The sequence below is a fragment of the Limnovirga soli genome, from assembly GCF_013106755.1.
Classification (GTDB): Bacteria; Bacteroidota; Bacteroidia; order Chitinophagales; family Chitinophagaceae; genus Limnovirga; species Limnovirga soli.
Window position 1 is genome coordinate 15,049 of the sequence record NZ_WHPF01000013.1, and the last position, 13,406, is coordinate 28,454.

Genomic DNA, 13,406 nt, shown 5'->3' on the forward strand with positions numbered 1-13,406 from the left:
TTCGTGTAAATCTTGGTATTTTTAGAAAGTAAAAAATTGCCGTATGCAAGGTTGGGGATCAAAAAAAATAAGTTTTATTATTTCACTGTTTGTGGTGGTGGTTATTGGCTTTTTTTGGGCAACTCATCAGCCCCCGGTTGATTTTACTTCACAGGTAAAACCCATCATCAACAAAAATTGCATTACCTGTCATGGTGGTGTAAAACAAAAAGGTGGCTTCAGTCTGCTTTTTAGAGAGGATGCACTAGGAAAAACAAAATCAGGTAAACCAGCCATCATTCCGGGAGATCCGGATCATAGCGAAATGATTCGCCGCCTCACATTGCAGGATCCCGAAGAACGCATGCCGTATAAACACGATGCATTATCCAAAGAGGATATTGATATTCTTACCCGCTGGATAAAACAAGGTGCTACCTGGGGCGAACACTGGGCTTACGCTCCTTTGAAAGAAATAACAGTGCCGCAACCATCCGGGTTTTTAGGGCTGTTTTCTTCAAAAAGTAGTTGGGCAAATAATGAGGTAGATAATTTTATTGAGGCCAAATGGAAAGATGCCGGTTTAACCGCAGCTCCAACTGCGGATAAGGAAACCCTGCTTCGCAGGGTAAGCCTCGATTTAATTGGTATGCCTGCACCTGAAAACCTGGCCCGGCAATACCTGACAGATAATAGTGCAAAAGCTTATCCCAATCTGGTAGACTCCTTACTTAACTCCCCACATTTTGGCGAAAAATGGGCAGCCCTTTGGATGGATCTTGCCCGTTATGCCGATACAAAAGGCTATGAACGCGATGATAACCGCAGCATTTGGCAATACCGCGACTGGCTAATTAATGCCTTTAATAAGGACATGCCTTATGATAGCTTTCTTATAAAACAAATTGCAGGAGACCTTTTAAAAAATCCTGATGACAACGACCTTATTGCCACCGCATTTCAACGCAATACCATGACAAATGATGAAGGTGGTACCGATAATGAAGAGTTTAGAACTGCCGCTGTAATGGATAGGGTAAATACCACCTGGCAAGCCACCATGGGAACCACTTTTGCCTGTGTACAATGTCATGGTCACCCATACGATCCTTTTAAACACGATGATTATTATAAATTTCTGGCTTTTTACAATGATTCCAGAGATGAAGATACCTATGCCGATTACCCATTACTGCGGCAATACAATGATAGCATGCAAAAAGAACTTACTACCCTTACTCATTGGGTACAACAAAATGCCACGCCTGCTAAAACCAAAGAAATTTATACATTTTTAAAAACCTGGGAGCCGTCATATAACTCCCTTATATGCGATAGTTTCACCAACAGCGAACTGGCCGATACCAAATGGCTCACCTTTCGTAATAATGCCGTTTGCCGTCTTAAAAATGTTACATTAACCAATCGCAATACGCTCGTATTCCGGCATCAGGCTTATGTTAATGGTGGTATTTGGCAGGTGCATATAGACCAGCCAACCGGCCCGGTAATTGCCAGTATTCCATTAACAGAATCAACAAGTGGCTGGACTATTGGCGAAGCATCACTTGCGCCGGTTACGGGTGTGCATAACTTATATTTTACCTATACCAATAAACAGTTAACCAAACCAGATGCAACAGGCGTTTGGTTCGATTGGTTTTATTTTACTACCGCATTTCCGGGGGAAGGAAAGCCAGGGTATGACGTATCTAAAAAAAACTATTACCAGTTAATGAATGCGGAGGTGCCAACCACACCCATTATGATGGATAATCCGGTAGATATGCATCGTACCACACAGGTATTCGAAAGGGGTAACTGGTTGGTAAAAGGTGCAGTTGTACAGCCAGATGTGCCCCATGCATTAAACCCATTTCCCAATAATGCCCCCCGCAACCGCCTTGGTTTGGCGCTATGGCTAACTTCAACTCAAAACCCATTAACAGCCAGAACTATGGTTAACAGGGTATGGGAACAACTCTTTGGAGTCGGTCTTGCCGAAACACTGGAAGACCTTGGTTCCCAGGGCATACCACCCACCCATCAGGAATTGTTGGATTGGTTAAGTTACCAGTTCATGCATCAGGATAAATGGAGCACCAAAAACCTGATTAAAACCATGGTGTTAAGTGCTACCTACCAGCAGGATAGTAAAATAACCCCCGAGGCACAACAAAAAGACCCCACCAATAAACTATATGCCCGATACCCCAGAACCAGGTTATCTGCCGAGCAAATACGGGATCAGGCTTTATGCATTAGCGGAGTTATTAGCAATAAAATGTTTGGTCCAAGCGTATTTCCTTACCAGCCACAGGGCATCTGGCTCTCCCCATGGAATGGGGCAGAGTGGGAGCAAAGTATCGGCGAAGACCAATACCGCCGGGCATTATACACTTATTGGAAAAGGTCTGCAGCCTACCCTTCTATGTTAACATTTGATGGTGTATCCCGTGAAGTATGTACCGTACGCCGCATACGCACCAATACACCTTTACAGGCACTTACTACTTTAAACGATGAAGCATATTTTGATATCGCCAGGCATTTTGCTTATCGCATGCAGCGCGAAGCAGGCAACAGCGCAACAGCGCAAATACAAAAAGGTTTTCAACTGGCTACCAGCCATGATATAGATAAGGCAAGTTTAGATGCATTGTTACAGTTATACAATAAGTCGTTTGCGCAATTAAGTAAAGATCAGGATAAAATCTGTGCCATTACTGGTGGCATGAATAAACATACCGATGCAGCTACTGCAGCACTAACTATTGTGGCCAATGCAATACTTAATTTAGATGCGGTTATTACCAAAAACTAACAGTAAAAAATTGTGTAGCCGGCTTTTGTAATAATGGCAACATCGTTGTGTCACTCACTTGTACGGCTGATACCATTTTGAGCAAAACATCTATAAAAGCTGCTCATGGTTTTGGAAGTACAAGAGTGCGACGCAAGTACAGCTGCATTACTGGTAACTGCCTGGTACAAAAAACTACAAACGCAAACGCTTGCGGTACTGTAGATTAACACCTGCTATTCGTTTAAATTTGGGATTATTGTTTTAACCTGGCTTTCTGATGATTATGAATAAAAAAATAGTATTTATTGTTATTATAGCTACGCTGGTAATTGCCACCGGCTGGATGATGGGTGCCAACAGCAAACCTGTTGATTTTACCACACAGGTAAAACCCATTATCAACAAAAACTGTATTACCTGCCATGGCGGTGTTAAACAAAAAGGAGGGTTTAGCCTTTTGTTTCGCGAAGAAGCATTGGGTAATACAGAATCAGGAAAGCCTGCAATTATTCCCGGCGACCCCGACAATAGCGAACTTATTCGCCGTCTAACACTTAGCGACCCCGAAGACAGGATGCCTTACAAACACGATGCGCTTAGCAAGGAAGATATAGACATACTGCGCCAATGGGTAAAAGAAGGTGCCCATTGGGGCCAACATTGGGCTTATGCGCCGCTGCAACCGGTAGCTGTTCCACAGCCCACCAGTTTTTTTGGTTTATTCCATACTTCCAGTAGCTGGGTAACAAACCCTATAGATAATTTTATTGAGCAAAAACTAACCGACAATAACCTGCAACCTTCGCCACAGGCTGATAAGCAAACCCTTTTACGCAGGGTAAGTTTAGATATTATTGGTATGCCTGCCCCTGAAAAAATTGCAAACAGTTTTTTAGCTGATAATAGTGATAGTGCTTATGCCCGGTTGGTAGATGCATTACTGGCATCGCCACATTATGGTGAAAAATGGACCAGCATGTGGCTGGATATTGCCCGATATGCCGATACCAAGGGCTATGAAGCCGACCGCGGCAGAAATATTTGGAAATACCGCGATTGGCTTATAAATGCTTTTAATACTGATATGCCCTACGACAGTTTTATTACCAAACAACTGGCCGGTGACTTATTGAATAATCCAACTGATGCTGATTATATAGCCACAGCCTTCCACCGCAATACTATGACGAATGATGAAGGTGGCACCGAGAATGAAGAATTTAGAACATCGGCAGTAATGGACAGGGTAAATACTACCTGGCAGGGATTAATGGGTTCTACTTTTGCATGTGTGCAATGCCATAGCCACCCTTACGATCCGTTTAAGCACGATGATTATTATAAGTTCATGGCCTTTTTTAATAATTCCAGAGACGAGGATACAGAGGCCGATTATCCCTTATTAAGGCAGTATACCACCACAGATAGCAGCAACTTACTAAGCCTTACACGTTGGTTAGCCGCTAATGTTTCTACCAACAGCGCTAAAGCATATTATAGCTTTTTAAAAACCTGGCAGCCCACCATTAATTCCTTACAATGCGATCAGTTTAAAAATGCTGCACTGGTAAGCAGTTGGTATGCAGGCATGCGTAATAATGGCAGCTGCCGTTTAAAGCAGGTAACACTGAATGGTGCCAGCCAACTAATGTTTAGGTATACTGCATCGGTGCAAAATGGGGTATGGGCCATTCATCTTGACTCACTAAATGGCCCGTTATTAACCACCATAAACCTGGCGGCTGTAAAAGAAGGCTGGAAGATAGCCGCCGTATCAATTCCTGCTACAGACGGGGTGCATGATCTTTATTTCACATATCATAATAATACCATCGATAATCCTGAAACCACGGGTGTTTTGTTTGAGTGGTTTTGTTTTGGTCAGCCATTCCCCGGTAGGGGCAAACCCGGCTACGACAATGCCTACCATCTCTTTTGGAGCCTGATGAATGCCCCTGTAAGTACTACGCCCGTTATGTTTGAAAACCCGGATTATATGCACCGCGCCTCCTATGTTTTTGAAAGAGGCAACTGGCTGGTAAAAGGCAATGTGGTAAACCCTGATGTACCAAAATCGCTTAACGCATTTCCTGCCAAAGCACCACGTAACAGGTTAGGAGTAGCCATGTGGTTAACCGAAAAGCAAAATCCGCTTACAGCCCGCACCATGGTAAACCGGGTTTGGGAACAACTTTTTGGAACCGGCCTTGCCGAAACCCTGGAAGATCTTGGCTCGCAGGGTATACCTCCAACGCATGTGGATTTACTCAATTGGTTAAGTTACCAATACATGAATGAAGACCATTGGAGTACAAAGCAACTGATACGTACTATTGTAATGAGCAGTACCTACCGGCAGGATTCAAAAATGAACAGCGATGCACAACAAAATGATCCCGGCAATAAATTATATGGCCGTTTTCCAAGAACCAGATTATCGGCCGAGCAAATAAGGGACCAGAGCCTGTGCATCAGCGGAATTATGAGCGGGAAAATGTTTGGCCCCAGTGTATATCCTTACCAGCCAAATGGTATTTGGCTATCACCCTGGAATGGCGATGAATGGCGCCAAAATACTGGAGAAGATCAATATCGCAGGGCGGTATATACCTATTGGAAAAGGTCGGCAGCCTACCCTTCCATGTTAACTTTTGATGGTGTTTCAAGGGAAGTATGTACCGTGCGCCGTATACGAACCAACACGCCTTTGCAGGCACTCACCACTTTAAATGATTCTGCTTTTGTAGATATGGCCAGGCATTTTGCACTGCGTATGCAGCAATCGGGTGCAAATACACCAACAGCGCAAATACAGAAAGGGTTTTTATGGGCTACCTATCATCCTATTGATGATAAAAGCCTGCTTTCTTTGCTGCAATTATACAATACCGCCTTGCAATCATTTAGTAAGGATGAACAAAAAACCTGCGAAATAATGGGGGGCATGAATGTGCATACTACAGCAGCAACCGCAGCACTAACCGTAGTAGCCAATGCCATTCTAAATATTGATGAACTAATGACAAAGAATTGATATGCATTCAAATAATTGGTTAGCTGGCTGCAGTAATGATGGCAGCATCCTTGTGTCACTCACTGCATCGTTCTTATCTTGTGGCAGCAATGGGATGTTTTGTTATAACCAGATTTTGTAAAATTGCCAATTAGCACAAAGGCCCTGCTGCTTATAGTACCAGCAGTACAAGAGTGCGACGCAAGCAGGCTAGATAGTATTGATTGGCCGGGTTAATAAAAATATTGAAAACAGAAATGATGAAGTATACAAGATTTATAGCTATTTGTATTACCGCAGTATCGCTACAGGCCAATGCACAACAGCCATTGAAACTATGGTACAAACAACCGGCCGAAGTTTGGACGGAAGCGCTGCCCATAGGCAATGGTCGCCTGGGTGCCATGGTTTTTGGCAAGATGAATGAAGAACTGCTGCAATTAAATGAAGCCACATTATGGGCTGGCGGACCAGTAAAAACCAATGTAAACCCGGGTGCAAAAGATTATTTGCCACAGGTAAGGGAAGCCCTTTCAAAAGGCGAGTACGATAAAGCCATACAACTGGAAAAAAAGATGCAGGGCTTATACTCAGAAAGTTACCTGCCACTGGGTGATGTTTTGATACAGCAGCAATTGCCCAATCAAACACCCACTGCCTATTACCGCGACCTGAACATAAGCGATGCGATTGCTACTACCCGTTTTACAATTGGTGGTGTGGCTTATACCCGCGAAATATTTTCGTCTGCCGCATCACAGGTAATTGTGGTAAGGTTGCGCAGTAGTAAAGCCAAAACTATTAATGCACTTGTTAAGGCAAACAGTCAATTACATTACCAGAATGTAATTATCAGCAATAACCAAATGGCGCTAAAAGGCAAGGCCCCGGCCCATGCAGATCCCAGTTATTTTAACGACAATAAAGAACCCGTTATTTATGCAGATAGTACCACCTGCCGCGGTATGCGTTTTGAACTGTTGTTAAAAGCAAGCAGCACCGATGGAAAAATTACAACAGATACTGCCGGCATACATATTGAAAATGCAACTGAAGTAATACTGCTATTATCGGCCGCTACCAGTTTTAATGGTTTTGATAAATGCCCCGACAAAGAAGGAGTAGATGAAAATGCCCTTGCATTGCAATACCTCTCACTGGCCAATCATAAAACCTATGCAGCATTGCTGCAAGACCATTTGGCAGATTATCACCATTATTTTAACCGGGTATCTTTTACCATAAATAACAATGCCAGCAGTAAAGACCAGCTGGCTACCGATGAAAGACTGGAAGCCTATACAAAAGGCGGGTTAGATGATGGTTTGGAATCATTATACTTTCAGTATGGCAGGTATTTATTAATTGCCTCTTCCCGCACACCGGAAGCACCTGCCAACCTGCAGGGTATATGGAACAAAGAACTTAGGCCACCATGGAGTGCCAATTATACCATCAACATTAATGCACAAATGAATTACTGGCCGGCAGAAGTATGCAATTTATCTGAGCTGCACCAGCCGCTGATTAATTTGATAAAGCATATTGCCGTTACCGGTGCCGTAACTGCAAAAGAATTTTATGGTGCTGATGGATGGGTGGCCCATCATAACTCCGACATATGGGCATTGTCTAACCCCGTGGGGGATTTGGGTAAAGGCGATCCCAAATGGGCTAACTGGGCCATGGGCGCCAATTGGTTATGCAACCATTTATGGCAGCACTATCAGTTTACCGGCGATACCGCTTTTCTGCGCAATACCGCTTATCCATTAATAAAAGGAGCAGTAATATTTACCCGCTCCTGGCTGGTAAAAGATAGCAATGGTCACCTCGTAACTTCACCCTCTTTATCTCCTGAAAACTCCTTTTTTTATGGCGATAAAAAAGTGGCAGACGTATCTGTAGCCACCACGATGGATATGGGCATAATACGCGACTTGTTTGGCGAATTTACTCAGGCAGCCGCCATATTGGGTGTTGATGCCAATTTGCAACAAGGTGTGGCAGAAGACACTAAAAAGCTTTATCCTTTTCAAATAGGTAAAAAGGGCAACCTGCAGGAATGGTATAAAGATTTTGACGATGTAGAGCCTACGCACCGCCATGTGTCGCATTTATATGCCCTGCATCCGGGTAATCAGTTATCGCCCATAACTACACCCGCATTGGCTGACGCAGCTAAAAAAACGCTTGAAATTAGGGGCGATGATGGTACCGGCTGGAGCCTTGCCTGGAAAGTAAATTTCTGGGCCCGCCTCTTGGATGGCGACCATGCCTACAAACTGTATCGCAACCTGTTTAGACTGGTAAAAGAAAACAATTTTAATTACAGCAATGGCGGCGGCGCCTACCCCAATATGTTCGATGCGCACCCACCATTTCAAATAGATGGCAATTTTGGTGGTACAGCCGGCGTGGCAGAAATGTTGTTGCAAAGTCAGAATAACGAATTGCATTTGTTGCCTGCCTTACCCGCAGCCTGGCAAACTGGTACAATTAAAGGCTTAAGGGCAAGGGGCAGTTTCGAAATAAGTATGCAATGGCAGCAGCAGGCAATTACCCATGCAACCATACTTTCTTTGCAGGGTAATACCTGCCATATAAGAACGCAAACACCGGTAAAACTAAAAGGCACCAATTTGGTATCAGTAAAATCTACCATTGGGTATACATTAAGTTTTACAACGGTAAAAGGAAAAGTATACGAGTTGATAAAACCATAGCTGTTAAACAGCTATATTTATTGGGTGGGCCGGGCAGTATCAATACTAGGCAACATACTTGCGTCGCACACTTGTACGGTTAGATACTGTACGCGGCAAAAGGAGAAAGTAAAATGGCTTGTTGCTGAATAGTGTTATAACTGCACAAGAGTGCGACGCAACGGCAGCTACATAGTTATTCATTAAGTTGGGTTCATAAATATTTGGTATGACACAGAAAGAATTACACAACCAGCGTTTGGTAAAAGAGGCAGAACAAACCGTGATGCGCATGAACACCCGCCGCCACTTTTTAAAAGAAAGTGCCATGGGTTTGGGCGCATTGGCATTTGGATCGTTATTTGGCAGCTGTAGCAATACAACAGCGCAAAGCAGCAGCGTTGTATTCGATCCTGCACATCCCTTAATGCCCAAGTTGCCGCCTTTTGCAGCCAAGGCAAAAAGTGTAATTTACCTGCACATGGCCGGTGCCCCATCGCAACTGGAATTATTTGATTATAAACCTGAACTAATGAAGATGGATGGACAGGATTGTCCGCCATCTTTACTGGAAGGCAAACGTTTTGCCTTTATACGCGGGGTACCTAAAATGCTGGGTCCGCAAGCCAAATTTGCGCAACATGGACAAAGTGGTTTATGGGTAAGCGAGCACATGCCACACTTGTCAACCGTAGTAGATGAACTCTGTTTTTTAAAGGGAGTAACTACTGATCAGTTTAACCATGCCCCGGCGCAATTGATGGTGCATACGGGCTCTGCCCGTTTAGGCAGGCCGAGCCTGGGCGCCTGGACAACGTATGGACTTGGCACAGAAAACCAGAACCTGCCCGGCTTTGTAGTATTAACCAGTGGCGGCCGCAACCCCGATGCTGGTAAAAGTGTGTGGGGTAGTGGCTTTTTACCCAGTGTGTATCAGGGTGTACAATGCCGCAGCGAGGGCGACCCTGTACTGTTTATAAAAGACCCTGATGGCATGAGCCGTGATTTACGCAAAGCTTCGATAGATGCCATTAATCAGGTAAATGCTGAAGAATATAAAGCCTATAACGACCCCGAAATTCTTTCGCGTATTTCGCAATACGAGATGGCATATAAAATGCAGATTGCCGCACCTGAAGTAATGAATATTAATAATGAACCCCAATATATTCACGACATGTATGGCACAAAACCCGGTGAATCCTGCTTTGCCAATAATGTATTGCTGGCCAGGAAACTGGTTGAAAAAGGGGTTCGCTTTGTGCAATTATTTGATTGGGGCTGGGATAGTCATGGCACCGATGCCAGTTTGGCGATTGACCTGGGTTTTATCAACAAATGTCGCTCAGTAGACAAATGCATCACCGCCCTGTTACTGGATTTAAAACAACGCGGTTTGCTGGAAGAAACACTGGTAGTATGGGGTGGAGAATTTGGCAGAACCCCCATGATGGAAAACCGTGAAGGCAAACAAAACCCTTACAAAGGCCGTGACCACCACACCGAAGCATTTACCATTTGGATGGCAGGTGCGGGTATAAAAAAGGGATTTTCCTATGGCGAAACCGATGAAATTGGATATAGTACCATCAGCGGTAAAGTAGAACCTTACGATGTGCAGGCCACCATATTGCAACAACTTGGTTTTGATCATGAGAAATTTACTTACGAGTTTCAGGGACGACAGTTTAGATTAACGGATACCAGGGGTAAACTCATCAACGATATACTGGCATAAATCAATGCCAATATGGCGAGGCTGATTTAATAGCCACATAAATAATAAAAACGATTGCCTAAGGCACATCATAAATTTCACAGCATGCCCATCAACAGAAGACATTTTTTACAATCAGGCACTGCAGCCACTACAGCGCTGATGTTATCTTCATTATCATCGTTTGCTAAACCCACCAAAGAGGCGGCGGCCAATGGCTTTCAGCTAAAAATACTGGCTACTAACTGGGGCTTTGAAGGCAGTATGGATGAATACTGTGCAAAAGTAAAAGCGGCCGGCTATAATGGTATAGAAATTTGGTGGCCCAATGAACAAAAGGAGCAGGACGAGCTTTTTGCTGCCCTGCAAAAATATAACCTGGAAGTAGGGTTTCTTACAGCTGGCTACCAAAGCAATTACACCGAGCATATGGCTACGTTTAAAAAAATGCTCTCATCTGCTGCTACCAATACCCGGCAAAAACCATTGTACATAAACTGCCATAGCGGAAGGGATTATTTTTCGTACGAAGAAAATAAATCGCTGGTAGATATTACAACGACAATCAACAAGCAAACCGGTATAAAAGTATTGCACGAAACGCACCGCAGCAGAATGTTGTTTGCAGCACCGGTAGCCAAAAATTATTTTCAACAAATACCCGAGCTGAGAATTACCATGGATATATCGCATTGGTGCAATGTAAGTGAAAGCCTGCTGGAAGCACAGGCCGATACCGTGCAACTGGCCATTCAGCGTACCGATCATATCCATACCCGTATTGGGCATGCCGAAGGCCCGCAGGTAAGTGATCCTCGTGCACCCGAATGGGATGAAGCAGTAAAAGCGCATTTTGCCTGGTGGGATGCAGTGGTGGCCATTAAAAAACAAAAAGGCGAAACACTTACCATGCTTACAGAGTTTGGTCCGCCGGATTATATGCCCACCCTGCCCTATACCCGTCAGCCATTGGCGGATCAATGGGCCATAAACGTGTATATGATGCAAACACTCAGAGCAAGATATCAGTAATTTTACCCATCTGCAAAAACCATAAATTTTAAAATGGTGTTACTTTCCATTACCACATTCATCGGCCGTTTACATCCGGTATTAGTGCATTTGCCCATTGGTATTTTACTGGTAGGTTTATTGATGCAATGGCTATCGCGTAAACCAACTTATGCAACCCTGATACCTGCCATACCCATCGTTTTACTGGCAGGTACATTTTCTGCATTGGCATCCTGTATTACGGGCTACCTTTTATCCATCAGCGATGATTATGATAAGGACCTGGTAAGCTGGCATATGTGGATGGGTATTGGCGTAGCGCTGGTATCGTTAATGTTATATGCCAAAGAAAAAAATCCGGCATTCGCCATCGATAAAAAAATATTATCCATTGGCCTGCTGGTGCTAATAATGGTTACAGGCCATCTGGGTGGTTCTTTAACACATGGGTCTGATTATTTATCTAAACCAATACAGCAAATATTTGGCGGCGATAGCAGCGAAAGCACTGCCATAAAACCCATTGCCAATGTGCAGGAAGCTGTTGCCTATACCGATGTAATAGAACCCATACTGGCTACAAAATGCTATAGCTGCCATAATAATAACAAACAAAAGGGCGGACTTCGTTTAGACCAAATGAGCTTTATTTTAAAAGGCGGCAAAGATGGTAAGGTACTCGTACCGGGCAATGCCGATGCCAGTGAATTAATAAAAAGGGCATTACTACCCACCGATAACGACGACCATATGCCCCCCAAAGAAAAGCCACAGCTAACTGAAAGCCAATTGGCGCTTTTACATTGGTGGATTACCAACAATGCCGATGCTACGCAAAAAGTAAAAGAGCTGCCACAGACCGATAAAATAAAACCCATTTTGGCAGCATTGCAAAATGCCAAAACCGAGGTAAAAGCACCAGCTTCCATACCAGCCACCCCTGTGCAAGCGGCGGATGAAAAAGTCATTAGTCAGTTAAAAGCGCACAATATTATGGTGTTGCCGGTAGCACAAAACAGCAATTATATCATGGCTAGTTTTGTAACGGATAGCGTGGTAGAAAAGGCCGATCTGCAGTTATTATTACAACTACAGCCACAGCTAATTTGGTTAAAAATAAGCAACACCAATATTGCCGATGATGCATTGGATATGATTGCCCAATATACCCAGCTAACCCGGCTGGATATTGCCAATACGCATATAACTGCGGCGGGTGTACCCAAGCTGGCTGCATTAACCCATTTGCAATATTTAAATCTGGTAGGCAACAACGTAAATGCCAATGCGGTGCTGGCTTTAAAAAACCTGCAAAAGCTACAATCCATCTACTTGTACAAAACAAATAGTGCCACTGCCTATACGGCCTTAAAGGCGGCATTTCCGCATACAGCTATTGATACAGGCGGCTACAGGGTACCAACGCTTGTAAGCGATACTACATTGGTAAAAGAGCCGGAAGAAAATTATTAAATCACATATAGCGCAAAGGGGGAAACTGTATTTATTAGCCCGGCAAACAATGGCTAAGGGGCTTTACTTGCGTCGCACTCTTGTACGGTTAGATACTTTTATGGGCTTAAAAAACCAATGCCATCCTTAAGCACAATACAAATAGTGAAAATGTATGAACCAGTTTATAACTAAACCAATGATGGGTAAAAGGGTGATGGCTACGCTGATTGATTATGGTTTCCTATTTACTTTTTCATTTTTCTATATCATGCAATTTGGAGAACCAAATGCAACAGGTGGTAAAACCATTAACGGGCTTCCTGCAATTATCCCTGTGCTTCTTTGGTTTTTATATTTTGTAGTATTTGAAACTTATTATGCTGCCACACCGGGGTATATTATTGCTGGTATTAAAGTGGTATCAATAGATGGCAAAAAATTACAGCATATACAAGTAGGTAAAACAAGAATTTCAAACGCATTGGAAATTATCCCTTTTTTTGGACTAATTGCATACATCCTGTTAAAACATACAGAAAAAAATCAGCGACTTGGAGACATTTGGGCAAAGACATTGGTTATAGCTAAAAACGAGTTTTAAAAAGCCGCTAACATTCGATTTCATTTTCCATCAAGGATTCTAATAATAACTTTGTAATTGGTAATTACGCAGTGGTTTGTGCGCTAATATTTGTTTAAAGCAAATACGGCACTTGC

The 13,406-nt window shown here is 43.4% G+C and carries 7 protein-coding genes; all 7 read left to right on the forward strand.

Going from position 1 to position 13,406, the window contains the following annotated elements:
- The first annotated feature begins 43 nt into the window (after positions 1 to 43).
- The 7 genes from GD597_RS16865 to GD597_RS16895 all read left to right on the forward strand — a co-directional run bounded on the left by GD597_RS16865 (position 44) and on the right by GD597_RS16895 (position 13,290).
- Entirely contained in the window at positions 44 to 2,803 is a 2,760-nt protein-coding gene (locus GD597_RS16865; RefSeq protein WP_171609076.1) for a DUF1553 domain-containing protein, read from the forward strand.
- A 265-nt stretch (positions 2,804 to 3,068) separates the two neighbouring features.
- A complete protein-coding gene (locus GD597_RS16870; RefSeq protein WP_171609077.1) occupies positions 3,069 to 5,819 on the forward strand; it encodes a DUF1553 domain-containing protein in 2,751 nt (916 codons plus the stop codon).
- Positions 5,820 to 6,055: 236 nt separating this feature from the next.
- Positions 6,056 to 8,524, forward strand: a complete 2,469-nt coding sequence (locus GD597_RS16875) for a glycoside hydrolase family 95 protein (RefSeq protein ID WP_171609078.1) — start codon at positions 6,056 to 6,058, stop codon at positions 8,522 to 8,524.
- A gap of 208 nt (positions 8,525 to 8,732) precedes the next feature.
- On the forward strand, positions 8,733 to 10,241 hold the full coding sequence (locus GD597_RS16880) for a DUF1501 domain-containing protein (RefSeq protein ID WP_171609079.1): 1,509 nt from the start codon (positions 8,733 to 8,735) through the stop codon (positions 10,239 to 10,241).
- An 84-nt stretch (positions 10,242 to 10,325) separates the two neighbouring features.
- A complete protein-coding gene (locus GD597_RS16885; RefSeq protein WP_171609080.1) occupies positions 10,326 to 11,252 on the forward strand; it encodes a sugar phosphate isomerase/epimerase family protein in 927 nt (308 codons plus the stop codon).
- 33 nt (positions 11,253 to 11,285) lie between these two features.
- Positions 11,286 to 12,707, forward strand: coding sequence for a c-type cytochrome domain-containing protein (locus tag GD597_RS16890; RefSeq protein WP_171609081.1), 1,422 nt, complete (start codon positions 11,286 to 11,288; stop codon positions 12,705 to 12,707).
- A 154-nt stretch (positions 12,708 to 12,861) separates the two neighbouring features.
- The gene (locus GD597_RS16895) at positions 12,862 to 13,290 is read left to right on the forward strand and encodes an RDD family protein (protein WP_171609082.1); all 429 of its coding nucleotides are present in this window, start codon (positions 12,862 to 12,864) and stop codon (positions 13,288 to 13,290) included.
- The last annotated feature ends 116 nt before the right edge of the window (positions 13,291 to 13,406 follow it).